We start from the raw sequence: 23,766 nt of genomic DNA, 5'->3' as shown, positions 1-23,766 counted from the left end.
AGTGCATTCAGCATTTTGCCACCATGTGAATCATGGAGGGTATATGTCTATAGAGCAATTGAAAGAATTATTCGGAACACAAGAAGCAATTTTAGAATTGGTGCAACTTGAGAATGGCGAGTTAGCTCTTCGTCACGCTGCATCCGAGGATGAGCCACTTGTGAAAATTCAATTTAATGATGAAGTGAAAGCTTTATTAGGTGATCATATGCCTTTGATTGCCCAACACATGATTCAGGCTGCGTTATTTGCACTTCTCGAAAAACAATCGAATGAATGGCATGCGGAAGTCGTAGATGAAAAACCACAGTTTTATAGCTAAGAAAAAACCGCGCAAATAGCGCGGTTTTTATTTTACTTAGTGAGATGGTGCATGATGATGTGCGATTTCAATTTGATTTAGAATATGATTGCTCATGTTCTTCGCCATTTCTTCCTTCGCGTAATACACTTCACCAATTTCATCTGCACGTATTGCTTCAGCTTCTTCTTTACTTTCTGCACAGATCAAAACTTGAATCTGTGGATTCAGAAGTTTGGCAGTATCTACAATCTTATGAATATCTAAAATATCCATCGGCGAGATAATTAAAAGCCTCGCATGTTGTATATGCGCTTGAATTAATACGCCCGGTTCTGTTGCTGAACCTGATACTGCAGCAATATCTTTTGCACGTAGTTTTTCAACAATTTCTCGATTTTCTTCAGCAATCACCACTTTGATGTTATTTTCCATCAGTGTTTTTGTTAAGCGACGTCCAACTTCTCCATGACCGACCATGACCACTTGATCGCGCAGGTAGTCCTGTGAGACCTCGTCAGGTAACATCGCCAATGGATCACCACTACGCTCAAGCAAACGAGCCAAATGCGAGCGCTCACGAATCCATTTCTGTACGGGTTCAATGGCTGAAAATAAAACAGAATTGAGCGAAATAGAAAATAATGCCCCGGCTAAAATCAAGTTTTGAGCTTCAGGGGTTAATAATCCTATAGATAGACCGAGTGTTGCCAAGATAAAGGAGAACTCACCGATTTGAGCCAGTGAGGCACCTACTGTAAGTGCGGTATTTAATGGATAGCGGAAGAACAAAACCAGCGCCATTGCTGCTAATGTTTTTCCGATCATGATAATGCCAATCACAGCCAGAATATGAAGTGGTTCTTCAACGATAATTGTTGGGTCAAACAACATTCCGACAGAGACGAAGAATAGGATGGAGAATATCTCACGCAGTGGTAACGTTTCTTCTTCAGCACGATGACTGAAGTCAGACTCTTTAACCACCATCCCAGCAAAGAATGCACCTAATGCCATTGAAACGCCAAAAACTGCATACGAACCATAGGCAATGGATACGGCTGCTGCAACCACAGTCAATGTAAATAGCTCGCGAGAACCTAAGCGTACGACAAACTGAATAATTTTAGGGATGAGGCGCTTACCTATAATCAGCATAAAGGCGATAAAGCCCGCAACTTTAAGTAAGGTTATTCCTAAAGTCACAAAGACATTTTGATCTGGATTGGCGCCTTCGAGTGCTGTTCCGCCGAGGAGTACGGCTGTAGCGGGTAATAAAACTAAAGCGAGCACCATAACTAGGTCTTCGACGAGTAGCCATCCCACAGCAATTTTTCCATTGACTGAATCCAATAAGCCTCGGTCACCCAAAGCTTTCAGGAGTACCACAGTACTCGCACAAGATAAGCTTAAGCCAAACACCAATGCTGACCCAAAACTCCATCCCCATAGCATAGAGACGCCAATCCCGAGGATGGTAGCCACTGTGATTTGTAAAATTGCACCAGGGACAGCAATACGCCGAACTTGCATTAAATCTTTCAGTGAAAAGTGCATCCCGACACCGAACATCAAAAACATGACACCCAGTTCTGCGAGTTGATTGGCTAGTGTGATATCGGCGACGATACCGGGGGTTTTGGGGCTAATAATAATGCCGGCAATGAGATAGCCAACAAGAGGGGGTAGACGTAAACGTGCGGCGATAAAGCCAAAAATAAGGGCTAAGCCAAAACCAACCGCAAGCAATATAATTAAATCTACATCATGTGGCACTAATCACCCCTTAAATATTTATAAATTATGAATTGGCTTTTGAGCTGTATAAGCATAAAAAATGCCAAACTGAGATTAAATTTTAACAACCTGAAGAAAAAAAAGGCAAAAAAAACGACCCAATGGGTCGTATTTTTTTAAAGAACTAAAATTATTTGATTTTAGCTTCTTTGAAGATTACGTGTTGACGGATTTTTGGATCAAATTTTTTGATTTCCATTTTTTCCGGCATAGTACGTTTGTTCTTAGTAGTGGTATAGAAATAACCTGTACCAGCAGAAGAAACTAGGCGAATCTTATCACGCATTTTCGTTGCTCCTTAGATCTTTTGACCTTGAGCACGTAGGTCAGCAACAACCTTTTCGATGCCCAATTTGTCGATAATACGCATACCTTTAGTAGTTAGACGAAGACGTACGAAACGTTTTTCGCTTTCTAACCAAAAACGGTGGTGGTGCAGGTTCGGCTCGAACCGGCGCTTAGTTTTGTTGTTGGCGTGTGAGACGTTGTTACCAACGACTGGACGCTTGCCGGTAACTTGGCAAACCTTAGACATGGTGTAACTCCATTGATTTAGCCAACAGCAAACCTGTATGGCCAGTCAAAATAAAACGGATTGAATTCATTCAAGGGGCGTTTTATATCAAAAATACGCTTAAAAGACAAGCGAAATTGATAAAAACAGGGCATGACCTGTTGTGATAGATCATGCCTTGATCATTTAACGAAGAAAGGCTTTACGGATAAGACTAGGGATCGGTCTATTAAACGGAGGCAGTACGTATTTCAAGCTGAATAGCTTTGGAATAGACATGACTGAGCGTTCATTTGATAAACTGAAGAAGCCTTCGGGACCATGGTATCTGCCCATACCAGATGCACCAACGCCACCGAAAGGTAGATCATCTTGTGCAACATGAGTAACAACAGCGTTTTGACCAAAGTGTCCAGAGTGAGTACGTTGCGAAACGTATTCTGCTCGAGCATCGTTAAAGTCGAAATAGTATAATGCAAGTGGACGTGGTCGGTCATTAATAAACTCGATAACTTCGTCTATTTGATCATATTCTAAGATTGGTAAAATTGGACCAAAGATTTCGTTCTTCATAATTTCCATATCAGGGCTGATATTGGTCAGAAGGGTTGGCGCTATTTTACGTACAGAAGCAAGCTCTTCTTTTAATGGGTTAATTTCAGTGACTTGAGCACCATTTTGAATCGCATCTTCTAAGTAACCTTGTAAGCGTTTATTTTGCTTATCGCTCACTATAGAGGTGTAATCTTGGTTGTCACGTAATGTTGGATACATCGTTTTCGCAACGGTTTCAAACTGGTGAATAAACTCTGAAGTTTTACCACGTGGTAGGAAAATATAATCTGGTGCGACACAAGTTTGACCCGCATTCCACAATTTACCGAATGCAACACGCTCCGCGACATCCTTTAAGTCAATTGAAGGGTGCACGATAACTGGTGATTTACCACCAAGTTCTAGAATAACTGGAACTAAGTTTTCAGATGCTGCTTTCATCACAGTCTTACCAACATTGGTAGAGCCTGTGAAGACTAATTTATCAAATGCAAGATGACTGAATGTGTCAGAGATTACGCCACCACCTGTAACAACGGCAACTAACTCTTGTGGGAACGCTTCAGATAAAGCATTTTGTAATACATAGCCAAAGTTACGAGAGGTGCTTGAAACTTTAATCATGGCATGGTTGCCCGCTGCCAATGCACATACTAATGGGCTAATCGCCAATAATAAAGGGTAGTTCCAAGGGGAAATGATACCGACAACACCTAAAGGTTGATACTGAACCCAACCTTTTGCAGGTTGATGTAAAATACCGATATGGCGTTTAGAAGGCTTCATCCACTCTGTTAAATGTTTGCTGTAATATTTGATTTGTTCGAGTGAAGTGAGTAGTTCACCAATTTTCGTTTCAGAAACCGAACGATTACCATAATCTTGGCTAATTGCTTCTGCAATTTGGTCCTGATATTTAATCAAAACTGCTTTAAGACGAGCCAAACGTTCAATACGCTGTTTTGCTGTCGGGTTCGGATAACGTCGATAGGCTGCTTTCTGAAGCGCTAGAAGATCATGTAAATGCTGAACTTCCGATGCTTCAGTCGTCATTAAATTTGTTTTTGTTTGACTGTTCATGACCAGTACCACTAATGTAAGGGTTGATGTGATTTTTATTTTTAGAGTAAATACTCTAAAAGTCAAGTCACTTTTATGTTAGCTTGGGCTAAACGTCATTATTCTTGTTATAGATGGTATTAGGATGTCGCATTCCAAAACGTTAAAAACCAAAGACCGAATCTTGCAAATTAGTTTGCAACTCTTTAACGAACGTGGAGAGCGATCTGTCACAACTAACCATATCGCAGCAGAGTTAGGTATTAGCCCTGGTAATCTCTATTATCACTTTCGTAACAAGCAAGAGATCATTAAAGAGTTGATGGAGCAATATCAGCATGCAACTTTAGAGCTGCTAGCATTGCCAGAAGACCGTGATGTAAATGCCAATGATAAAATCCGATACTTTCAAGTACTCAGTAGTCAGTTATGGGCCTATCGTTTTCTGCATCGTGATGTATATCATTTAACCGAAAATAATGATGACTTTAGAAAAATTTACCCGCGTTTCGCAGGTAAAGTGATGCAACAAGGTCAAAAGATTTACCGAGCCTTCGTCAATGCAGGTCTCATGCAAATGACAGAGTCTGAAATTGAAGCGTTGATCATTAACCTATGGATTGTCCTAACCAATTGGACGAACTTTCTCTATATGTCTGGTCATTTAAAAGATTCCAACCATCTAGATGAAAAGTGGGTTTGGCAGGCACTGCGTCAAATGGTGTTTCTTGAAGGTCCTTATTTACGTGGTGAAAGTCGTCAGACTTATGAGCGCTTGCTTGAAACGTTGGGAACATCTGAATTATTTGCTAGTCTTTCTGCTGATCGAGAAGATTGATTTCAGCAAAGATAATTTGAAAGCATTAAAAAAAGAGTTAGAATACGCGGCTGTTTTTCAATTTAACTGTTAAGTGATATAAATCATCATGAATATGACAACTGCTAACACAGCACGTTTACTGATTACTTGCGAAGATAAACCAGGAATCGTGCAGGCTGTATCGAGCTTTTTGTATCATCAAGGGGCAAACATCACTGCGCTTGATCAATATGCAACAGAAGCTCAGGGCGGGCGTTATTTCATGCGTGTTGAGTTTGAACTCGACAATTTGCAAAGCCGTAAGGAAAATATTCTACAAACTTTCGCCACAAACGTAGCTGAACGTTACAACATGCATTGGCGTCTAGCTTTAGTGTCAGATGTAAAGAAAGTAGGTATTTTGGTATCGAAAGTCGATCATGCCTTGCTTGAACTTTTATGGCGTCATGCACGTGGTGGATTACCTTGTGAAATCACTAAGGTTGTGTCGAATCATGAAGATCTACGTGAGTCTGTGGAAAACTTCGGTATTCCTTTTGAAGTTGTGCCTGTCAATAAAGAGAACAAGCGCGAAGCATATGCAAAAATTGATGAGTTAATGCAAGGTAATGATTTGCTTGTACTCGCACGTTATATGCAGATTCTTGATGAAGAGTTCGTCTCTAAGTGGGAAATGAAAGTGATCAACATTCATCATTCTTTCCTTCCAGCTTTTGTGGGTGCTAACCCTTATAAGCAAGCGTATGAAAAAGGCGTAAAACTGATTGGTGCAACAGCGCATTATGTGACAGCTGATTTGGATCAAGGTCCGATTATTGAACAAGATGTTGAGCGTGTCAGCCATGATTTTACAGTTGATCAATTACGTGAATTAGGTCAAGACGTTGAACGTAATGTCTTGGCGCGTGCTGTTAAGTGGCATTTAGAAGACCGTATCATTGTTGATGGTAATAAAACTGTGGTATTCCAGTGATTTTTAATTAAATATCACTGATTTATTAAGGCATGCATGAGCATGCCTTTTTTATTGATGATCAAAAAAACTCATCAAAACTGCAGAATTAATAGTTGCAAATGAAAACACTTCTCATTTATTATTGGCGTACTTTAATTGTACTAACCGATAAGTTTGATTGAAATCTTCCTTATGAAGACAGCGTCAATGTATATCAGATCATAAATTTTAATGAGCCCATCTCCCATTCCTATGATGCAAAATCCAATCTCAATGAAAAAGAAAGTGCTTACTTCGCTCATTGCAGTGGTGATCGGGCATATTGGTGTTTTATTTGCCGTGAGTCAGATGAAAACACCTGAATTAAAACCTATTGATAAGGATCCAATTAAGGTTCGTTTTGTTCAGATAAAAGAGGATGCGCCACCGCCGCCACCTCCTGTTGAACCTGTGAAACCTCAAGTTCAACCAAAACCAGAACCTAAAGTCGTTGAACCACCTCCTGTGGTTAAACCCAAAGTCATTGCTGAAAAGCCTAAACCTGTCGAACAAAAAGCAATTGTTCAAGAAGATAAATTAGAAAAGCAAAAGCAGGAACAACAGCGTTTAGAGCAAGAACGTAAAAATCGTGAGTTGCTTGAACAGCAGCGACGTGAGCAAGCATTGCGTGACCAACAGCTACGTGAGCAACAAGAACGTGAGCGCTTGGAAAATGAAAGACGCGAACAAGAACGTCGTGAGCAGCAAGCACGTAATACACCAAAGAATTTAAGTATTGGGCAAATATCATGGTCTCGTACACCGAAGCCATCATATACCAACCGAGATTTACAAGGTTCTGATCGTACTGTTGTAGTATCGATTGAAGCGGACACTAACGGTAATGTAGTGAATGCCAGAATCACAAAATCAAGTGGAATTGATTCGCTTGATCAAAAGATTTTACGCTCGGTGCGTAATGCAAAATTCAGACCTTATAAGGAAAATGGCGTGGCTTATCCGTTTAGAGCGGAACAACCATTTGAACTTAAGTTGAATTCTAACGGCTAACTTTTATTAGGAGTTCGAGTATGAACTTTTCAGTTTATTGGCAACATGCTGATGCAGTCAGTAAGACGCTTTATTTCGTTTTACTCGCAATGTCTATTGCGACATGGACAATTGTCGTTTTACGTGTGATGGGAACACGTCAACTGAAAGAAGTTGCTTATGCTCAACTCTCTAAAGCATTAGCAGGATTGAAAGCAAAACTCGCTCCTTTGGGATTTGAACAACGTAAAGCTGTTGCTGAGCAAGCTTTATTGCGTCAGATTGCTTTGGAAAAAGCATCTGCTGAAAAAGGTGTTGCTGTACTCGGAACAATTGCCTCACTTGCACCATTTGTAGGGCTATTTGGTACAGTATGGGGAATCTTCCATGCATTGGTTGCAGTAGGTAAAAGCGGTCAAGCAGGACTTGCACAAGTTGCAACCCCTGTGGGTGAAGCCCTGATTATGACTGGTATTGGTCTAGCAGTAGCTATTCCAGCAGTGATCGCATACAACATTTGTATTCGCTTTAATCGTACATTAAGTAATGAACTACAAGATCATGCTCACAGTCTTTTAATCGACACGATGCTGCAACAAGATTCTTCTGCGCAAAAAGTTGAAGTGAAAGCGACTCAAGAAAGTTACGTTGGAGGTCAAGCTTAATGGCTTTTCAATTGGGTGAAGACAACGATACAGGCATGACGGAGATGAACCTCATCCCGTTAATTGACATTATGTTGGTTTTGATGATCATCTTCTTGGTGACAGCGACCGTTGCTAACCCATCAATTCCATTAACTTTACCAAAAACGACAGCGGATATCATTGATCCGCCACCTGAATCGATTCAAGTAAGCATTAACTCACAGGGTGAGATTGCATGGGATTCAGAAATTATCAGCTTAGATGAATTGCAAAAAAGATTTAACGATGCCGGTGGTTCAGCACAACAACCGACAATTATTCTTAAAGCAGATAAAGAATCACGTTACGATACTGTTGCTCAAGTGATGTCACGTGCAAGCGAAGCCGGGCTTGCTGACATTGCCTTTGCCACAGATAATTAACTGATTAACATGAGAAAAGCGACCATAAGGTCGCTTTTTTTATACCTGTATTAGTCTTTGAGTAAACCTTCAAATTTAGAGCGAAGCTTTAAAAGTTTTGGTGGGATACTAAAATTGCAGTAGCCCTGAGTCGGGTTACGAGCAAAGAAATTTTGATGATATTCTTCAGCAGGGTAGAAGGTCGGTACTGAGCTTAGTTCTGTAACAATATCTAAACCTTCTGCTTTTAACTGTTGAATCGCTTTCTCTGCAATCTGGCGCTGTTCTTCATTAAAATAATAAATGACAGAGCGATATTGCGTACCTATATCATTACCTTGGCGATTGAGTGTGGTTGGATCATGTGTTGCAAAAAATACATCAAGCAATTGAGCAAAGCTAATTTGACTTTCATCAAAATCCACTAAAACCACTTCTGCGTGATGGGTGTCTCCTTTGCAAATGTCCTCATAGCTTGGATTGGCCGTATACCCACCCGCATAACCACTCACGACTTTAGTGACACCTTTGAGTTGAAGGAAAACTGCTTCAACACACCAGAAGCATCCGCCACCGAGCAAAGCTTGTTGCATGGGATTCACCTTATTGAGTTGCAATGACTGAAATAATGGGGTGTAGAATGAAAAAAGCAACCAGTGAAATGGTTGCTTAACTGTTAACGCGGTTGTATTGCAGACTCATACTGCAATACTGGATTACCATTCTCATCGAGTAGGCGAAGCGTTTTGTCATAGACTTGGAATGCCGCGACTTTTGCCAAGGCAGCATTATAGCGATTTGCAAGTTCTTGAGTATTCACACACATCATTTGTGTAGTTGCAACTTCACTCAAGCTAATTTTGTCAGCTTTAATGCTATATGCACCCATAAAACGGTTACAACCATCTGCACCACTCAAACGACTAGATGCTGCATCAAATTGAATACTTGGAACATTGTGTGCAGTAGGGTCGGTCTTAAATTCTGTTGCGCCAATATGTGTCAAAATCCAAGTTTTATTTTGCAATTGATTAAGTGCTTGTTGTTGCTTTTCAGCAGATGGTGTTGTGGTACATGCTGTAAAAAGTAATGCTGAGCCTATAACGGATACGGCTAAAAGTTGTTTTAACATATGAAATGCCCCTGTGTTATTTCTTTCTAATGTAAATTAAATTCAAGTCAATTTTATGTATATCAACTGATACGCTAAGGTGCAAGCTCTGGCTGACTCTGAGGGAGACCCAGACGAATCAATTTTGAATAATTTTCACTACTTTGATATTTAAATTGATTAAATTGGTCTGTTCTTGGGTTGACATGTGCCTTGTTGTACCATGTTTTGATATCCCAATGATGTTGTAATGCCCCTAAGTCATACAGATAATTAGGTAAATAACCTGAGGCTAATAATCGGTAGTCCACTGGCAGTTCATGTTTGGAAATCGCTTGAACCATATCAAAAACCAAAGTGGTGCAGTTACTGGTCAAGGTGTTATACCATTTTGGTTCTTGACTAAGTTTATCTGCTTGCTCTAAATATTCCTCAAATAAAGCTTTCATTTCAGCAGCTTCCATGTTGATTGGGAAAAAATAGACCTGCTCATTACGTACATTGCTACGTGTATAAATAATGTCTTTCTCGTCAGCAGCAACTAAACTGACTTCGTACTTTCTAAAAAAACCACCAATAGCAGAAAACTCTTCATCTTTTTCTTTGCGAATTTCAATCGAAAAGGTCAGTGGTTTAGAGTTTTTGAAATCAAAGCTGACTAAAGTGTGGGCGATTTGTGGTCCCATCCAATATGAAGTAATGATGTTAATGCCACTGATTTGATTCAAATCAATTTGACGTGTTTCCCAGCGTTCTTGATAGGTTCCGTCTTCATTCCATGCAAAATTACGCACATTGTGTAAAGTGACCCAATCACCTTGACGTTCATAATTGAGAATTCTTGCGACTTCAGGATTCCACTCACGGTCTTGTTTGGCAGGGATACTAAAATACCAAACTAAACTGAACGCAAAAAAGACAATGTATAAGACAACATCTTTACTACGGCTGAAAAAATGTTGTGTTGCATATATGCCTAAAACACTTAAGGCAAAAGCGACCCAAAAGCCAATGATAATACGACTGACTAACCAGCCAAATGGCTCTTGAACCCATAAGGCCATACATAACCAAATTGAAGAGAAGATGACAAATAAACTAAATAGGGAGTGAAAAGCTCCCTTTGCAAGCGCAAGAATAAACTCTCTTTTACCGATGTTATGCATTGTTATTGGCTATATGTAAGAAAGCTTTATTTTTGGTAGGTTGCGAACTCAAATGCAATATTTGTTTTGTCATCAATGTGTTGCTCTGATGCCACTTTTTTAAATTCAGGTGGAATCTCAGGATAATGAGCATCACCTTGAACGTCTAATTCAACATGCGTGAGTTCTAAGCGATCCGCAATAGAGATCGTTTGGCTAAAAATTTCTCCACCACCTATGATAAAAATAGATCCAGGCTTTTCTGAAGCTTTTACATCATGGACTGCCTGCTCAAGTGCACTCTCGATTGTATGCGCGATTTTTGTTCCTTCAAATTGCCATGACGTATCTCGTGTAATGACCCAATTTACACGTTTAGGAAGCGTTCTACCCATAGACTCAAGTGTTTTACGTCCCATCACCACAACACCACCTTGGGTAATTTCTTTAAAATGTTTGAGATCAGCTGAAATATGCCATGGCAAATCATTTCCTTTGCCAATACAACGTTGCTGATCCATTGCAACGACGTGTACGACTTCTAAACCTTGAAATGCCATGATTATTCTTCCAGCGAATATGAGTTAAAGAGGGAAATGTAAAGTTGGATCACGATTAGTATCAACTGTGATCCCAAAAGACATTAGTTAAAATCAAACCGCAACAGGTGCTTTAATTGCAGGATGCGATTCGTAATTTACGATTTCAATATCTTCAAATTTGAAATCAAAAATATCTTTAATTTCGGGATTCAGTTTGAGTTGGCACAATGGAAGTGGTTCACGTGTTAATTGAAGTTGTGCTTGCTCGAAATGATTGGCGTAAAGATGAGTATCACCACCTGTCCAAACAAAATCACCGACTTCTAGATCACAGACTTGCGCAATCATATGGGTGAGAAGTGCATAACTTGCAATATTAAATGGAACGCCAAGAAAAACATCAGCACTACGTTGATAAAGCTGACATGATAATTTTCCATCCTGAACAAAAAACTGGAAAAGCGTGTGACAAGGAGGGAGTGCCACTTGTCCAGCTTCTTTTGGGTTCCAACCTGATACGATTAAACGACGGGAGTTTGGATTGGTTTTAATTTCATTAATTAACCATTTGATTTGATCAAAACCATCTTGCTCGTATAAACCATCGTCTTTTTTAGTTGCACCAAAGTTACGCCATTGGTGTCCATATACTGGACCTAGCTCTCCTTCAGGACGTCCAAAACGAGCAGTCTGCTCAGCTGTCGACCATTCATCCCAAATTGTAACTTTATGATCTTGCAGATATTTAACATTGGTATCACCTTTAAGGAACCAAAGTAATTCAATCACGATTGAACGGAAGTGAACTTTCTTTGTGGTCAGTAGAGGAAAACCTTTAGAAAGATCAAAGCGCATTTGATGACCAAATACAGAACGAGTACCTGTACCAGTACGGTCACCTTTATCACCGCCATTGTCGAGGATATGTTGTAGTAGGTCTAAATACGCTTTCATAAATGTCCTGATCGATTTGAATGTGGCATTTGAAGAATAAACCAATGCCAAAAATTTCATTGGCATCAGTTTATACTAAAGCAGCATGCATTTTAATATCTTCCTTACGGAATAGACTCTTTGAAAGCGAGTAATTAAAGAAATAAGAAAGCACCCTTTAGGGTGCTCTCATTTAACACAAAATTTTAGGGCTTAAACAGTTTTGTGTCCTGTATGTACAGTATGAATTAAATCGCTTAGGTCATAACCAATGGATTGAGCATATGCTAGATACGCTTGCTTGATAGATTCATTTAACACAGGTTCACGGTGCAGAATCCAAAGATATTTTTGATTAGGTTCACCGACTAAAGCAGTTTGATAATTTTCATCGATCTTAAGTACCCAATAATCACCCTTAGTGAATGGAATCCAACGAAATCCTTCAGGCAAAAAGCTGACTTCTAATTTGCCATGTTCAGCATCTACAACTGTGGCTTCGCCAATAGACTCATCCAGTTCTTTGTTGCCATCAAGACAACGATTTTGAACACGTACAGTTCCATCGCTGTTTAAGGTATAGACTGCCGAAATATCCGTACTGTCTTCAGGTTGATGCTTCATTGGTAAGCGTGCAATCTCATACCAAGTACCTAAATAGCGTTCAAGTTGGAAGTTAGATACGGTCGTTAAATTTTGACTCATTATGATTTACTCCATTTAATCTAAATTAGATACATCCTTTGAGTATAGGCACAGTTTTGGAGTAGAAATAATACTGTTCTGTAGCAAAGCGTTAAGTGAGTGTGATTAATTTTATATTTATTTTCATTTGCTTAGTTGTTTTGAAATTCAGCGGGGTGTACGAGATGCATATAAACTCACTACGAATAATCCCACTGCGCTATAACCCATGAGTTGTACAAAAAGTGCAAAAAACTCTCTGCTATTTTGAAAGTTCAGCGCTGAAAGCATGAAGATAAAAAATACAATCAAGATGAAAGGACTAAAAGCATAATATGCTTTCAGCTGATGCTTTAGACGCTTAGATTGGATCAAAACATGATGAATAATGTGTAGACTTAAGCCTAAACATAAGCTCATTAGTGTCGATAGAAAATCAAGTTTTTTAATTTCAGCTGTCAACAGAATCACTACACACGTTGATATACAAATGATCAATTTAATCGTGCGTGTGCATCGTTCCGAATACCAGAAATTTAACATAATGACGTTTTAATGCTGATGTTGATGAAGTAGTGACAGTGGAGAAAATAAGCAAATAGATAAAGCCATAAATCCTAATCCTTGAGCACCAGGTAAAAGAATTTCTCCATCCTTTGCATGTATGAAAATTAAGGCAAGTAGCAGAGCGATAGGAATCCAAGTAAATAATCGGTACATCAACCCTGTTGGATGGTGTGAAGCGAAATGAATTTTACAGTAACGGCAAATAAGAAAAACGATACCTGTGCCCACAAACATTAAGATCGCATCGAAGTTAAGCGGTTGCATCCAATATAACGTAGCGGTAGCACTCGTAATCAAAATAAAAAATAAAGCTTTGTGTTGTATTGAAACTTTAGGATCAAACCAAAACTCGAGCATAGTAATCTGAATCAAAGTAAATAAGTCAAAACTCTAGCACAAAAAAAGGTGAACAAGATGTTCACCTTTGAGGGCATGATTTACTTATTTGCCATTATTTTGTAGAGGACCCCAGTCATATACTTTCTTTTGGTAGGCATACCAAAGCATCCATAGCCCGATGAGAATCATTGGAACTGTAAGGAATTGTCCTTTGCTCATCCATCCGATAAATAATTGTCCATTATCTGGCTCACGGAAGAATTCAACTGTGAAGCGAGCGATGCCATATCCAATTAAGAAGAGGGCAGAAACAGCCATGCGTGGACGAGGTTTAGAACTAAACCACCACAGAACAATAAAAAGAATCAAACCCTCACAGAGTGCTTGGTAAAGTTGGGATGGATGTCGTACGAGTTGTAAAGGATCTGTAGGGAAAATCATACCCAATGCGAAATTTGGATCTGTGACTTGTCGGCCATAAAGTTCGCCGCCAATAAAGTTGCCAATACGACCAAACATCAGACCTGTTGGAACACATGGGGCAATAAAATCCAGTGTTTGGAACCAAGTCATTTTGTATTTTTTACACCACAATAACATGGCCAACATGACACCTAAGAAGCCGCCATGGAAGCTCATGCCACCTGTCCAAACTTGGAATAACCATATCGGATTTGCAAGGAATTGATCAAAACCATAAAAGAACACATAGCCTACTCGACCACCAATCACGACACCTAATGCACCGTAAAAGATGAGATCAGAGACCATGTCTGGTGTCCATCCTCGTTGCTTAGCACGGAATGTTGCCAAGCCCCACGCAAATAAAAATGCGAGTAGATACATGAGTCCATACCAGTGAACTTGTAATGGACCCACAGATATTGCCACTGGGTCAATAGAAGGATAGGTCAGCATTGCTTTTCCTTTATATTATGTTTTGTGTCGATTCTAACGGAAAGACTGAAAAAATGTTGTACATTCAATGTGTAAAGTTATAAGGATGCAACGATGTGTATTGTAGCAATCGCATGGCAAGTGTTGGATGAAACACCATTATGCTTAATTTCAAATCGGGATGAGTTTTATCACCGACCTGCTTCACAAATTCATAAGTGGGAAAATAGCCCAATTATTGCAGGTCAAGATTTACAATCTGGTGGGACATGGATGGGGATTACTGCTGCAGGGCGTTGGGCACTTGTGACAAATTACCGTGATGCAAATGATAAGAAGGAATATCCAACTTCAAGAGGACATATCATTCAGCAATATCTGGAGTCTGAATTAGCACCGATCCGATTTGCCCAAGAATTAGAAAAAAAGCAATGTGATTACGCTGGATTTAACCTTTTTATCGGAACCTCTGATCAAGCGGTTTATATGAGTAATCGTGGTGAATCTCCACAAGTGCTTGCCAAAGGTGTATATGTGGTTTCCAATGGTGTATTAAGTGATCCATGGGAAAAAACCAAACATTTGCGTAAACGCTTCACACAAGAGTTCTTACCATTATTGCAATTAAATCCCAATGCTCAAAAAGCGTATGATTTAGAGTACGCCGTTTGGGATATCTTACAAGATGCAAGAAAAATTGATTTAGATTTATTACCTCAAACGGGCATATCGGTGGAAATGGAGCAGCTGTTATCTTCTACTTTTATACGAAGCCCAATATATGGAACACGATGTTCAAACTATTTATTGATGAAAAGAAATCAATGGACTTGGTTTGAAAAAACACAGCAAGGTGAACATCAGAATCACATAGTCAAAATTGATCTGAATCTCTCAAAAAAAATGCCGACATCGTAGTCGGCATTTTCTATTTCAATGTTTGAATTAAGCAGCAGGAGTGTTTTCTTTCTTTTCTAGACTTTCCCCAACAATCTCGCCACCGTCTTTACGTGTAATCACGACCGTCGCAGAGCGAGGACGTGTACCTTTACCACCGCTGATAGTGTTGCTGTGATTTGCAGGCCAAGTGCCACCTGGATGCTGAACATTCACAAAAATAGCTTTATAGTCTGGTGTCATCGTTACACCTGTAATTTCACAGCCTGAAGGGCCTGTTAAAAAACGACGTAACTTTGAATCATCAAGCTGTGCGCCAGCAGGAGTAAGTTGAGTGGCATTATTTGAACCAGCATTTGCAGAAGTCACTTTACCATCACTTACTTGACCTGGAAGTGCAGCAAGCATCATGCAATTCGTTTCATCTGTATAAGCGCCATCATCAGTCTGTACCCATAAGACACCACGTGGATCAAACCATAGGCCATCTGGACTTGAGAAATCATTTGCTGATGTGAGTCCAGATAGGTTTACACCCGGAAGTGAATCTTCTTCTGCGCCAAATAAGAAGATATCCCATACAAATGTTTTTGCTGTAACAGTATCACCAGTTTCACGGAAACGGATAATATGTCCGTTGATATTACCACGAGGACTACCACCTTTATCATTATCAGCATAATTACGAGGGTTGGCAGCATCAATTGTATGCTCACTTCCACGTAATGAGTTATTGGTTAAGGTGACATAAACCTCACCATTCTCTGGGTTTACTGCAACCCATTCTGGACGATCCATTTTGGTTGCACCAACTGCATCACCTGCTAAACGGGCATTTACCAATACATCAGCTTGATCTGTAAATTTGTATTTTGAATAACTAGCAATTAGTGGATTGGAGATATTGAGTTCAATCCACTCACCAGACGTCTTTTGAGTTGCTTCATTAAAGTTAAATTTAGCAACATAGAATTTACCGTTATTCATATATTTATCGCCAGCAGCATAACCACCGTTGATATCTTTAGGGTCCCAAACCGCATCTGAAACAAATTTATAGATATATTCGCCTTGAGAGTCATCCCCCATATAGAAGGCTAGTGGTTGCCCAGGAATGGCACGACTGACACGACAATCTTCATGTGCAAAACGTCCAAGAGCTGTACGTTTTACTGGGCGTTGACGACCATCAAACGGGTCAATTTCAACAATCCAACCAAATGTATTTGGTGAGTTTCTAAAATCTTGAGTTGCAGAAGATGCAGAGACTTTAGTTAACCAGCGCTCATAAACATCTTGAGGGAACAGTTGTGCTTGAACTGTGTGCCACTTATAAGAACTATTTGAAGCAATTTTATAGCGTTTTAACGACTCCAAATCCTTTTCAGAACGATCTTTATCATCGCGAGTAAAGTATTGGTTAAAGTTTTCTTCAGTGGTTAAGTATGTGCCCCAAGGCGTATAACCGTTACCACAGTTGTTGATCGTACCTAATGTAAATGTGCCTTCTGGACTGATCTTGGTTTGTACCAATTCATGCCCTTTTACAGGACCAGCGAAATCGATCGGTGTTGCAGCTGTAATTCGACGGTTGAATACAGAGCGTTTGTTTAGAGTGACTTGTTGAGTTGTAGGATTTTTTTGTACTTCAATCACTGAAACGCCGTGACAGTTGATTTCACGTAATGCTTCATCTTCAGAACGAATATCCGCTGAAATGGTATTATTCGCTGGATGCAAAATCGCTTTGTTATCTACATATTCGTGGTTGAGTACCAGTAAACCTACATTTGACTCATTTTGATCATAACGACTATTTTTCATGCCGAAATATGTCATACCGTCATGACATTCGCCTGAGCGCATGGTAAATGAAGCACCACTCGGAATATTATCTGCATCCCATTCAGGCATACCTTCAAAAAGCGGGTCTCCTAGTGCATAAATAACACGTGCTTCATATCCTTCAGGCACTGTGAATTCATTTTTAATATTTTTATCAACCGCTTTAAATGTTAGTTCAGTTGGCGTTTTTGATTTGTCGAATTCAGGTAGAGAAGGATTTGAGTTGTTATTGTCATTGTCGTCACTGTTACAGCCTGCTACTGAAGCCGCTACTGTCAATGCTACTGCACCACCAGCAGTCTTCTTAATGAGATCTCTACGCGTAATTTGCTTTTCAAGTAAATGGTGAAATTCTGGATTCCCCGAATCATTGCTATCGTAATCATCGTTAAAAGGTGTTAAATCAGTCATGTTCGTTCCTAGCATCTTGCTTGGTAGTTTTTAGCGTCACAAACAACTTAATGCGGAATCATGACAATCAAATGATAGATTTATGTCAGTTGAATTAAGCTTTTATTTAAAGAGTATGAAAAAGGCGAGTCTTTAGACTCGCCTATGTGTAAAAGGGTCAAGATATCAAAGTACTGACTTTGCTCTTCTGTTTTCGAGTAATTTTCCAAACAAAAGTCCCAATTCAAATAACATCCACATTGGTATCGCTAACATAATCATCGAGAGTGCATCAGGTGGCGTCACAAACATAGAAACGAAGAAACAACCTACAATAATAAAACGTCTTTTTTCAACTAATTGTTCTGTGGTAACTACACCAATCATAATGAGTAATAAAGTCACAATTGGAATTTCAAAAGTTAAACCAAAAACCAAGAATAATTTTAAACAGAAACTCAGATAGCTATTAATGTCAGTCATGGGTGCAACCGTTTCAGGTGCAACGCTAATGAAAAAATGTAAAATCGAAGGGAGGGCTATAAAGTAAGCAAAAGCAACACCTGCATAAAATAATGTAATACTTCCGATGAGTAATGGTAGAGCTAAAGCTTTCTCATTTTTATATAGCGCCGGTCTGACAAAAGCCCATATTTGATAAATGATAAATGGCATGGCGATCATTAGAGCAACGAAGAAGTTTAACTTAAATGGTGCCATAAATGTCGCGGTGACATCCGTTGCAATCATTGATGAATTTATTGGGAGTTGAGCTCTAAGAGGCTCAGACATCATTTGATAGCTTTGATTTGCAAATGGTAATAAACAAAAGAATAAAATGAGAATGACCCCAACTATTCTAAATAAATATTTTCTTAAAATAATAAGATGCTTGGTTATTGGCATTTCTTCAAGCTGAGGATTTTCCTCATTTGAAGAGATGATATTTGGGAGAGTATTGTGACTCATACTGCCTCCGCTAAGACTACATACGGTTTATTGTGTTGCGCCGAATTTTGAATATGAATAAAACTTTGCTTAGGTGTCGCGTGTCCTCTAAAAGGAACTACTGTACTTTGCTGAACGTTTAAATACACATAAACAGGGCTTGTTTCAGATCGAATCTGTTGATGGATAGGTGGATTTAAATATTCATCGCTTAATACTGTGTGTTTTTCAATTTCCTGCATTTGCGCTTTCATTTTTTCTTCTAATTCTTGAATGCGCTTCATTTCAGTCTGCATTTGTTCTTTAAGTTCAGACATTCTTAGTTCACGATCAATATCATTTTGTACATTGCTAACCATACGCTTAATTTTGCCATACCATTTACCAGCAAATCGCGCACCCTCAGGAAGCTTTTCAGGTCCAAGAACAAGCAATGCAATGATGCCAAACATTAATAGTTCAGCCATACCAATATTCAGCATTACTGTTACCTACCTTTAATGTTTCGCTGTTGAATTCAAATCATGAGATGTTTGATGTTCAATCGTGCGTGGTTCTTTTAATTGAGCAGATGTGCTCTGGTCTTCGTCATCCTTAATTGATTTTTTAAAATCTTTAACCGCACCACCAACATCTTTACCCAAATTTTTTAGCTTAGACGTACCGAACAAAAGTAAAACGACAATTGCGAAAATAAGTACGTGCCAAATTGATAATCCAGCCATGATATATTCCTTATTGAAAATGATCTTGAATGATTTCAACAGTTCTTTATGACAGCAAGTTGACGGAATTATTTCAGTTTGAAGTCATGGCTTTCTTATGTGTGCAAGAGACTTATCCTGAAGTGAAATAGATGTTGTGCTAAGATGAGAAAAAATCTATTTCATATTTAATATGGTTCTTCTACTCCCACTAGTCTCCTTTCTTATCGGCTATTTTGGCGTAGAATATTTACAAAAAATTCGTCCCTTTATGGCGATGTTGTTGGCGAAAGTGCTGATTCCTCTCATCATTATTTACAATATGGTGTTTTACCAAGAGGGCAGTATATGGTTGATGTTATTTAGTTTTATCGCTTCATTTTTACTGTATTTATTTGTTTATTACCGTACAAAAGACAAATTAGTCTCCTTATGTTCCAGTTACCTAAACATGGCTTGGCTTGGCTTTCCATTTGCATTCGCTATTTTTGGTGCGCAAGCATCTAGTCCTATGGTTGCACTTTATGTCGGGGGCTCTATTTTTGGTAATATTTGTGCAGTGACCGTATTAAGTGCTGAAAAGCAGTCTGCGATGGAGATTTTGAGAAAATTGACTTTCTCTCCACCGATTTTAGCTTTATTAGTTGCTAGTTTTCTTTCGTTATGGAATGTTAGTCATTTTCAGCAGAATGCAATGATTCAATCATTGTATATATTGGATAAGTGGTTAATGACCTTTACAGGGATGTGTATCCTTGGGATGTGGTTATCTCAAGTCAAAATTCACTTGTCCGATTTAATTGAAAGTTTAAAACTTGCTTTGATTAAATTTCTATTTGGTTTAGTGTGCTGTGCGGTAGCCTATTTTCTTCTACCGATTCCTCACGAACTGGTTGTTATTGCACTGATGTCTATGTTTTTTTTATTACCACCCGCAGCGAATATTGTTGCTTTAGAAACACATTATTCAGGAACAGGTGTTTCAGCCCAATATATCGCAGCGGGTACCATCGTAAGTTGCATGACAATTGGTTTATTTGCCATGGTTTATCATGGACTGATCGTTTAGTTCGTTTCGAGGCTTGCTTTGAATAACTGCATGGCTTGACCACGATGACTGATCTTATTTTTTTCTTCTTTGGTCATTTCAGCGCTACTAATATTGAGTTCAGGTAGCCAAAACAGTGGGTCGTAGCCAAAACCATTTTTGCCACGTGCTACTTCCAAAATTTCACCTTTCCAGATTCCTTGGAAAATCTGAGGTAAAGGATCTTCAGCGTGTTGAACTAAGGCGAGTACACACACAAACATCCCTTCAATCACGTCACCATTGTTACGTAATGGTGCTAAATCTGCCAGTAATTTAGCATTATTGGCAGCATCATCGCCATGCTCACCAGCATAACGTGCAGAGTAAATACCAGGAGCACCACCAAGTGCAGGGACGCAAATACCTGAGTCATCTGCTATAGCTGGTTTACCCGAAATCTTAGAAGCATGTCGTGCTTTGATAATGGCATTTTCTACAAAACTTAACCCATCTTCCACCGCATCCTCAATGTTCAGTTGTCCTTGAGGCACAACGTTAACAGGGAGTTTTAATTCTTCAAATAACTTTTCGAACTCAGCTATTTTCCCTTTATTGTTGCTCGCTAAAACCAAAGTACCTTGATCTAACCAATCTTTAGACGCCATGTTGAATCACTTTCTGTTTCAAATTTGAAGCTATTCTAACGGATATTTGCGATGATACAGATGAACTCATCTTTAAAATAACCAATCATTAAACATGAGAAATTTAAATAGCATTCATATTCGTCAAGCAGAGATCGCAGATGTTGAAAATATTGCGTCCTGTATTGCTTTAGCTTTGAACCACTTTGATGAAATACCAAAAAGTAAGTCCCTATTTTCAAAATAAGCTCTTGTATCGCACATCAATCATCAAGGGATAAAATACTTTGTTGCAGAATTAAAGCAGTCGCTTGTTGGGATGATTGCTTACAAACAACCCACTCATATTTTTCATTTTTTTGTTCATCCAAATCTGCAATTTCAAGGCGTTGGAACTCTTTTATTTAATTATGTGTTAGATCAATTAAATCAAACGGATATCCAGCAGATCACAGTCAATGCGCATATAGGGGCTGTTCATTTTTATAAAAAATTAGGTTTTACTTCACAGAGTGAAGTGGACATATTCGAAGATCTGAAATTCATAAGAATGAAGAAGATGATCGAATAAAAAAAGCACCGATAGGTGCTTTCTTCAAACTTATAAGCGTTACTAACGGCTTTGAATCCATTGATCAGCACGATCACGTGCAGTACGAATTTGTTCTGGTGTCAGGTTGGCAGCCAAAGCCGTCTTTTTTGTCTCAGACATATTGATCACTTTATTATCTAACATGCCATCACGTGTAGAAAGCTCATACCATTGGTAAGCACCCATATAGTTTTTCTTTTGCTCTTCCATAACGGCTAAATTGAAGCTTGCACGATTGTCACCATGGCTTGCTGCTTTTTCGAAGTATTGGCGAGCTAAGGTTTCATTTTTAGCAACACCAATACCGTCAGCATACATACGACCCACATTCAGCTGAGCAGATGAAATACCTTGATCGGCTGCTGCCTTATACCAAACGAAAGCTTGTTTTAGGTCTTTAGCAACATCTTTACCATGTTGATAATGTGTTGCCAGATAAAACTGGGCAGCCGGTTGACCTGCTCGAGCAGCTTTTTGCAGCTCAGATACAGGCATACGTGAATACTGTGCAGCCAGTGCAGAAGTTGATGGTTGTTGAGGTACATAATCTGCATGAACTTGGAAACTCAACAACCCTAGAAATAATGAAGTACCTAAGAATAACTTTTTCATAGAGCGCTCACTCGATAAATCGCGACCTCGCCAAACAAGTTCGGGATATGCTTGCTGAGCAAACTCCCTTGTTGATTCCCATTCACGGCTAAACGGTCAATAATTTTAATTTGATTCTCAGCACAAAGTGCTTCGAAATCCTTAAACGTGCACAGATGGATATTTGGAGTGTTATACCACATATAGGGTAAGGCATCCGAAACAGGCATTTTCCCTTTTAAAGCAAGGAAAGAGCGTGTTTTCCAGTGTGCAAAGTTAGGAAAAGTAATAATTGCTTGTTTCCCAACACGCACCATATCGCGCAAAAGCACATCAGGTGCATCTACAGCTTGCAAAGCTTGTGCCATGACAACATAGTCAAATGACTGGTCTGCAAAGCGTCCCAAACCGAGGTTCAAGTCTTGTTGGATGATATTTAACCCTCGACTGACTGCAATTGCAATCTTTTCTTGATCGATTTCTAATCCGTATGCACGAATGTTGTGCTTTTTGCTCATATGAGCCAGTAACTCACCATCGCCACAACCAAGATCTAAAATGCTTGAATCAGGTTTAATCCATTTTTCTGCAAGCTTCTGATCGATACGCATTACACGGTCTCCTTAGGGGTTGAAGCAAGATGGTCTACACCACCTAAGAAAGCCCTTAAAGTTTTGACATATAAAGGGATAGGGAACAAGAACGAGTCATGACCTTGTTCTGCATCAATATCAACATAGCTCACAGGCTTATGATTGGTAATCAATGCATCCACAATCTCAACAGATCGGGAAGGAGAGAATCTCCAATCCGTAGTAAATGAAATCACAAGGAATTTACATTTTGTATTCGACATTGCTTTAACTAAAGATTGTTCATACTCACGAGAAGGATCGAAGTAATCCAAAGCTTTAGTCATGATCAAGTAGGTGTTCGCATCAAAGTTACGACTAAATTGTTCACCTTGATAGCGAAGATAACTTTCAACTTGGAATTCAACATCGAAACCATACATGAATTTGCCAGATTTTAAATCACGACCAAATTTTTGTTTCATGGCTTCTTCAGAAAGGTAGGTAATGTGACCTACCATCCGCGCTAGAATAAGACCACGTTTAGGATAGCTATCTTTTTCTAAATAGCGACCATGATGAAAATCAGGATCGGACAAAATGGATTGGCGCGCGACTTCATTAAATGCGATATTTTGCGCTGAAAGTTTAGGTGCACTGGCAATAATGACACAATTATTTAATCGGTCAGGATAATCTACAGACCACTGAAGTGCCTGCATGCCTCCCAAAGAGCCACCAATAATAGAGTGCCAAACAGTGATACCGAGACGATCAGACAGCATTGCTTGAGTTTTAACCCAATCGCGCACGGTCACTAATGGAAAGTCTGGACCATAAGGACGATTTTCATTTTCAGGATTTGGGGAGGTTGGTCCTGTTGATCCGTTACAACCACCAATATTGTTTAATGCCACCACAAAAAATGTATTGGTATCAATTGCTTTGCCTGGCCCAATACAAGCATCCCACCAACCTGCTTTTTTATCATCTTCATGGTGATAACCAGCAGCATGATGATGACCAGAAAGCGCATGGCAGATCAAAATTGCATTAGATTTATCTGCATTGAGTGTGCCATAAGTTTCGACCATCAATTCGAAACGTGGTAAAACGCGGCCACATTCTAATGCGAGTGGTTCTTCAAATTGGAACTTTTGTGGAACAACAATGCCCACTGAGTCAGCTGGAAAAGACACAGGATAAATTCGCCTAAAATCTTAAGTATGAATAAATAAAAGGATACCACTTGAGGGT

At 39.3% G+C, this 23,766-nt stretch carries 30 protein-coding genes; 9 read left to right on the top strand and 21 right to left on the bottom strand.

From position 1 onward, the window contains the following. The first annotated feature begins 43 nt into the window (after positions 1 to 43). Entirely contained in the window at positions 44 to 322 is a 279-nt protein-coding gene (locus tag AC1M9B_RS09355; RefSeq protein ID WP_035266758.1) for a hypothetical protein, read from the top strand. Positions 323 to 358: 36 nt separating this feature from the next. On the opposite strand, the gene AC1M9B_RS09350 is transcribed toward AC1M9B_RS09355, so the two are convergent. From AC1M9B_RS09350 to AC1M9B_RS09335, 4 genes are all read right to left on the bottom strand, one after another. After that, the gene (locus AC1M9B_RS09350) at positions 359 to 2,077 is read right to left on the bottom strand and encodes a cation:proton antiporter (protein ID WP_179998680.1); all 1,719 of its coding nucleotides are present in this window, start codon (positions 2,075 to 2,077) and stop codon (positions 359 to 361) included. Positions 2,078 to 2,228: 151 nt separating this feature from the next. Next, on the bottom strand, positions 2,229 to 2,384 hold the full coding sequence (rpmG, locus tag AC1M9B_RS09345; RefSeq protein ID WP_001205031.1) for a 50S ribosomal protein L33: 156 nt from the start codon (positions 2,382 to 2,384) through the stop codon (positions 2,229 to 2,231). A 12-nt stretch (positions 2,385 to 2,396) separates the two neighbouring features. Next, on the bottom strand, positions 2,397 to 2,633 hold the full coding sequence (gene rpmB / locus AC1M9B_RS09340; RefSeq protein ID WP_000048256.1) for a 50S ribosomal protein L28: 237 nt from the start codon (positions 2,631 to 2,633) through the stop codon (positions 2,397 to 2,399). Between the two features lie 165 nt (positions 2,634 to 2,798). Continuing rightward, positions 2,799 to 4,247, bottom strand: coding sequence for a coniferyl aldehyde dehydrogenase (locus AC1M9B_RS09335; RefSeq protein ID WP_035266754.1), 1,449 nt, complete (start codon positions 4,245 to 4,247; stop codon positions 2,799 to 2,801). A 124-nt stretch (positions 4,248 to 4,371) separates the two neighbouring features. Between AC1M9B_RS09335 and AC1M9B_RS09330 the strand changes: the two genes are divergently transcribed. From AC1M9B_RS09330 to AC1M9B_RS09310, 5 genes are all read left to right on the top strand, one after another. Next, on the top strand, positions 4,372 to 5,064 hold the full coding sequence (locus AC1M9B_RS09330; RefSeq protein WP_035266753.1) for a TetR/AcrR family transcriptional regulator: 693 nt from the start codon (positions 4,372 to 4,374) through the stop codon (positions 5,062 to 5,064). An 88-nt stretch (positions 5,065 to 5,152) separates the two neighbouring features. Continuing rightward, positions 5,153 to 6,019 carry a formyltetrahydrofolate deformylase gene (gene purU / locus AC1M9B_RS09325; RefSeq protein ID WP_092766746.1) on the top strand — a complete coding sequence of 289 codons (867 nt, stop codon included), beginning with the start codon at positions 5,153 to 5,155 and terminating at the stop codon, positions 6,017 to 6,019. Positions 6,020 to 6,232: 213 nt separating this feature from the next. Continuing rightward, complete coding sequence (locus tag AC1M9B_RS09320; RefSeq protein WP_092766747.1) at positions 6,233 to 7,051, top strand: energy transducer TonB; 819 nt, start codon at positions 6,233 to 6,235, stop codon at positions 7,049 to 7,051. A gap of 20 nt (positions 7,052 to 7,071) precedes the next feature. After that, entirely contained in the window at positions 7,072 to 7,695 is a 624-nt protein-coding gene (locus tag AC1M9B_RS09315) for a MotA/TolQ/ExbB proton channel family protein (RefSeq protein ID WP_180028347.1), read from the top strand. Further along, positions 7,695 to 8,099, top strand: coding sequence for an ExbD/TolR family protein (locus tag AC1M9B_RS09310; protein ID WP_035266746.1), 405 nt, complete (start codon positions 7,695 to 7,697; stop codon positions 8,097 to 8,099). Before AC1M9B_RS09315 ends, AC1M9B_RS09310 begins: the two co-directional genes overlap by 1 nt. 50 nt (positions 8,100 to 8,149) lie before the next feature. On the opposite strand, the gene msrA is transcribed toward AC1M9B_RS09310, so the two are convergent. From msrA to lgt, 9 genes are all read right to left on the bottom strand, one after another. Continuing rightward, positions 8,150 to 8,671, bottom strand: coding sequence for a peptide-methionine (S)-S-oxide reductase MsrA (msrA, locus tag AC1M9B_RS09305; protein WP_035266744.1), 522 nt, complete (start codon positions 8,669 to 8,671; stop codon positions 8,150 to 8,152). Between the two features lie 83 nt (positions 8,672 to 8,754). Further along, positions 8,755 to 9,210: an META domain-containing protein gene (locus AC1M9B_RS09300; protein ID WP_035266743.1), complete on the bottom strand. Its 456-nt coding sequence runs from the start codon at positions 9,208 to 9,210 to the stop codon at positions 8,755 to 8,757. A gap of 74 nt (positions 9,211 to 9,284) precedes the next feature. Further along, a complete protein-coding gene (locus AC1M9B_RS09295; RefSeq protein ID WP_481587592.1) occupies positions 9,285 to 10,355 on the bottom strand; it encodes an Lnb N-terminal periplasmic domain-containing protein in 1,071 nt (356 codons plus the stop codon). Positions 10,356 to 10,381: 26 nt separating this feature from the next. Beyond that, the gene (locus tag AC1M9B_RS09290) at positions 10,382 to 10,894 is read right to left on the bottom strand and encodes a dihydrofolate reductase (RefSeq protein WP_035266739.1); all 513 of its coding nucleotides are present in this window, start codon (positions 10,892 to 10,894) and stop codon (positions 10,382 to 10,384) included. A 93-nt stretch (positions 10,895 to 10,987) separates the two neighbouring features. After that, a complete protein-coding gene (gene thyA, locus AC1M9B_RS09285; RefSeq protein ID WP_035266815.1) occupies positions 10,988 to 11,830 on the bottom strand; it encodes a thymidylate synthase in 843 nt (280 codons plus the stop codon). 192 nt (positions 11,831 to 12,022) lie between these two features. Continuing rightward, positions 12,023 to 12,514: a lipocalin family protein gene (locus tag AC1M9B_RS09280; protein WP_481591567.1), complete on the bottom strand. Its 492-nt coding sequence runs from the start codon at positions 12,512 to 12,514 to the stop codon at positions 12,023 to 12,025. 147 nt (positions 12,515 to 12,661) lie between these two features. Then, on the bottom strand, positions 12,662 to 12,913 hold the full coding sequence (locus AC1M9B_RS09275; RefSeq protein ID WP_179998671.1) for a hypothetical protein: 252 nt from the start codon (positions 12,911 to 12,913) through the stop codon (positions 12,662 to 12,664). Between the two features lie 132 nt (positions 12,914 to 13,045). Beyond that, a complete protein-coding gene (locus tag AC1M9B_RS09270) occupies positions 13,046 to 13,417 on the bottom strand; it encodes a hypothetical protein (RefSeq protein WP_481591589.1) in 372 nt (123 codons plus the stop codon). An 84-nt stretch (positions 13,418 to 13,501) separates the two neighbouring features. Beyond that, entirely contained in the window at positions 13,502 to 14,317 is an 816-nt protein-coding gene (gene lgt / locus AC1M9B_RS09265; RefSeq protein WP_035266733.1) for a prolipoprotein diacylglyceryl transferase, read from the bottom strand. Between the two features lie 93 nt (positions 14,318 to 14,410). On the opposite strand from lgt, the gene AC1M9B_RS09260 reads away from it, so the two are divergent. After that, a complete protein-coding gene (locus AC1M9B_RS09260) occupies positions 14,411 to 15,214 on the top strand; it encodes an NRDE family protein (RefSeq protein ID WP_481608980.1) in 804 nt (267 codons plus the stop codon). 27 nt (positions 15,215 to 15,241) lie between these two features. Here AC1M9B_RS09260 and AC1M9B_RS09255 read toward each other — a convergent pair whose 3' ends face one another. The 4 genes from AC1M9B_RS09255 to tatA form a co-directional block, all read right to left on the bottom strand. Beyond that, positions 15,242 to 17,449, bottom strand: coding sequence for a PhoX family protein (locus AC1M9B_RS09255; RefSeq protein ID WP_035266728.1), 2,208 nt, complete (start codon positions 17,447 to 17,449; stop codon positions 15,242 to 15,244). 165 nt (positions 17,450 to 17,614) lie between these two features. Then, positions 17,615 to 18,397: a twin-arginine translocase subunit TatC gene (gene tatC, locus AC1M9B_RS09250; RefSeq protein ID WP_481608979.1), complete on the bottom strand. Its 783-nt coding sequence runs from the start codon at positions 18,395 to 18,397 to the stop codon at positions 17,615 to 17,617. After that, positions 18,394 to 18,858 (bottom strand): Sec-independent protein translocase protein TatB, encoded by a 465-nt coding sequence (tatB, locus tag AC1M9B_RS09245; RefSeq protein WP_481608978.1) that lies wholly within the window; start codon positions 18,856 to 18,858, stop codon positions 18,394 to 18,396. The genes tatC and tatB overlap by 4 nt, the downstream gene beginning before the upstream one ends. A 15-nt stretch (positions 18,859 to 18,873) precedes the next feature. Continuing rightward, the gene (gene tatA / locus AC1M9B_RS09240; protein WP_035266725.1) at positions 18,874 to 19,101 is read right to left on the bottom strand and encodes a Sec-independent protein translocase subunit TatA; all 228 of its coding nucleotides are present in this window, start codon (positions 19,099 to 19,101) and stop codon (positions 18,874 to 18,876) included. A 172-nt stretch (positions 19,102 to 19,273) separates the two neighbouring features. Here tatA and AC1M9B_RS09235 point away from each other — a divergent pair, with 172 nt between their 5' ends. Continuing rightward, entirely contained in the window at positions 19,274 to 20,149 is an 876-nt protein-coding gene (locus AC1M9B_RS09235; protein WP_481608977.1) for an AEC family transporter, read from the top strand. Here the strand turns inward: AC1M9B_RS09235 and rdgB are convergent. Continuing rightward, positions 20,146 to 20,775 carry an RdgB/HAM1 family non-canonical purine NTP pyrophosphatase gene (gene rdgB, locus AC1M9B_RS09230; protein ID WP_481587585.1) on the bottom strand — a complete coding sequence of 210 codons (630 nt, stop codon included), beginning with the start codon at positions 20,773 to 20,775 and terminating at the stop codon, positions 20,146 to 20,148. The two genes, AC1M9B_RS09235 and rdgB, sit on opposite strands and share 4 nt — an antisense overlap. Positions 20,776 to 21,016: 241 nt before the next feature. On the opposite strand from rdgB, the gene AC1M9B_RS09225 reads away from it, so the two are divergent. Beyond that, positions 21,017 to 21,325 carry a GNAT family N-acetyltransferase gene (locus tag AC1M9B_RS09225; RefSeq protein ID WP_481608988.1) on the top strand — a complete coding sequence of 103 codons (309 nt, stop codon included), beginning with the start codon at positions 21,017 to 21,019 and terminating at the stop codon, positions 21,323 to 21,325. A 42-nt stretch (positions 21,326 to 21,367) separates the two neighbouring features. Here AC1M9B_RS09225 and AC1M9B_RS09220 read toward each other — a convergent pair whose 3' ends face one another. Genes AC1M9B_RS09220 through metX form a run of 3 tightly spaced genes read right to left on the bottom strand, consistent with a single transcriptional unit; the run spans position 21,368 to position 23,708 of the window. Continuing rightward, positions 21,368 to 21,958 carry a tetratricopeptide repeat protein gene (locus AC1M9B_RS09220; RefSeq protein ID WP_092766758.1) on the bottom strand — a complete coding sequence of 197 codons (591 nt, stop codon included), beginning with the start codon at positions 21,956 to 21,958 and terminating at the stop codon, positions 21,368 to 21,370. Continuing rightward, positions 21,955 to 22,548: a methionine biosynthesis protein MetW gene (gene metW, locus AC1M9B_RS09215; protein WP_092766759.1), complete on the bottom strand. Its 594-nt coding sequence runs from the start codon at positions 22,546 to 22,548 to the stop codon at positions 21,955 to 21,957. Before metW ends, AC1M9B_RS09220 begins: the two co-directional genes overlap by 4 nt. Further along, entirely contained in the window at positions 22,548 to 23,708 is a 1,161-nt protein-coding gene (metX, locus tag AC1M9B_RS09210) for a homoserine O-succinyltransferase MetX (protein WP_035265259.1), read from the bottom strand. Before metX ends, metW begins: the two co-directional genes overlap by 1 nt. Between the last annotated feature and the right edge of the window lie 58 nt (positions 23,709 to 23,766).

This window comes from Acinetobacter sp. ANC_7513, from assembly GCF_056779915.1.
Note: the sequence above shows the minus strand (reverse complement) of the source record. Positions and strands in the feature narration are given on the sequence as shown.

What these genes read in the sequence shown, in the direction of transcription:
- AC1M9B_RS09255 (WP_035266728.1), bottom strand. Translation starts at nt 17,449, where the DNA reads ATGACTGATTTAACACCTTTTAACGATGATTACGATAGCAATGATTCG.
- AC1M9B_RS09300 (WP_035266743.1), bottom strand. Translation starts at nt 9,210, where the DNA reads ATGTTAAAACAACTTTTAGCCGTATCCGTTATAGGCTCAGCATTACTT.
- rdgB (WP_481587585.1), bottom strand. Translation starts at nt 20,775, where the DNA reads ATGGCGTCTAAAGATTGGTTAGATCAAGGTACTTTGGTTTTAGCGAGC.
- tatC (WP_481608979.1), bottom strand. Translation starts at nt 18,397, where the DNA reads ATGAGTCACAATACTCTCCCAAATATCATCTCTTCAAATGAGGAAAAT.
- rpmG (WP_001205031.1), bottom strand. Translation starts at nt 2,384, where the DNA reads ATGCGTGATAAGATTCGCCTAGTTTCTTCTGCTGGTACAGGTTATTTC.
- msrA (WP_035266744.1), bottom strand. Translation starts at nt 8,671, where the DNA reads ATGCAACAAGCTTTGCTCGGTGGCGGATGCTTCTGGTGTGTTGAAGCA.
- tatA (WP_035266725.1), bottom strand. Translation starts at nt 19,101, where the DNA reads ATGGCTGGATTATCAATTTGGCACGTACTTATTTTCGCAATTGTCGTT.
- tatB (WP_481608978.1), bottom strand. Translation starts at nt 18,858, where the DNA reads ATGCTGAATATTGGTATGGCTGAACTATTAATGTTTGGCATCATTGCA.
- AC1M9B_RS09315 (WP_180028347.1), top strand. Translation starts at nt 7,072, where the DNA reads ATGAACTTTTCAGTTTATTGGCAACATGCTGATGCAGTCAGTAAGACG.
- AC1M9B_RS09290 (WP_035266739.1), bottom strand. Translation starts at nt 10,894, where the DNA reads ATGGCATTTCAAGGTTTAGAAGTCGTACACGTCGTTGCAATGGATCAG.
- AC1M9B_RS09335 (WP_035266754.1), bottom strand. Translation starts at nt 4,247, where the DNA reads ATGAACAGTCAAACAAAAACAAATTTAATGACGACTGAAGCATCGGAA.
- lgt (WP_035266733.1), bottom strand. Translation starts at nt 14,317, where the DNA reads ATGCTGACCTATCCTTCTATTGACCCAGTGGCAATATCTGTGGGTCCA.
- rpmB (WP_000048256.1), bottom strand. Translation starts at nt 2,633, where the DNA reads ATGTCTAAGGTTTGCCAAGTTACCGGCAAGCGTCCAGTCGTTGGTAAC.
- AC1M9B_RS09295 (WP_481587592.1), bottom strand. Translation starts at nt 10,355, where the DNA reads ATGCATAACATCGGTAAAAGAGAGTTTATTCTTGCGCTTGCAAAGGGA.
- AC1M9B_RS09270 (WP_481591589.1), bottom strand. Translation starts at nt 13,417, where the DNA reads ATGCTCGAGTTTTGGTTTGATCCTAAAGTTTCAATACAACACAAAGCT.
- AC1M9B_RS09275 (WP_179998671.1), bottom strand. Translation starts at nt 12,913, where the DNA reads ATGAGCTTATGTTTAGGCTTAAGTCTACACATTATTCATCATGTTTTG.
- AC1M9B_RS09310 (WP_035266746.1), top strand. Translation starts at nt 7,695, where the DNA reads ATGGCTTTTCAATTGGGTGAAGACAACGATACAGGCATGACGGAGATG.
- AC1M9B_RS09280 (WP_481591567.1), bottom strand. Translation starts at nt 12,514, where the DNA reads ATGAGTCAAAATTTAACGACCGTATCTAACTTCCAACTTGAACGCTAT.
- AC1M9B_RS09260 (WP_481608980.1), top strand. Translation starts at nt 14,411, where the DNA reads ATGTGTATTGTAGCAATCGCATGGCAAGTGTTGGATGAAACACCATTA.
- thyA (WP_035266815.1), bottom strand. Translation starts at nt 11,830, where the DNA reads ATGAAAGCGTATTTAGACCTACTACAACATATCCTCGACAATGGCGGT.
- metW (WP_092766759.1), bottom strand. Translation starts at nt 22,548, where the DNA reads ATGCGTATCGATCAGAAGCTTGCAGAAAAATGGATTAAACCTGATTCA.
- purU (WP_092766746.1), top strand. Translation starts at nt 5,153, where the DNA reads ATGAATATGACAACTGCTAACACAGCACGTTTACTGATTACTTGCGAA.
- AC1M9B_RS09355 (WP_035266758.1), top strand. Translation starts at nt 44, where the DNA reads ATGTCTATAGAGCAATTGAAAGAATTATTCGGAACACAAGAAGCAATT.
- AC1M9B_RS09220 (WP_092766758.1), bottom strand. Translation starts at nt 21,958, where the DNA reads ATGAAAAAGTTATTCTTAGGTACTTCATTATTTCTAGGGTTGTTGAGT.
- AC1M9B_RS09330 (WP_035266753.1), top strand. Translation starts at nt 4,372, where the DNA reads ATGTCGCATTCCAAAACGTTAAAAACCAAAGACCGAATCTTGCAAATT.
- AC1M9B_RS09320 (WP_092766747.1), top strand. Translation starts at nt 6,233, where the DNA reads ATGAGCCCATCTCCCATTCCTATGATGCAAAATCCAATCTCAATGAAA.
- AC1M9B_RS09235 (WP_481608977.1), top strand. Translation starts at nt 19,274, where the DNA reads ATGGTTCTTCTACTCCCACTAGTCTCCTTTCTTATCGGCTATTTTGGC.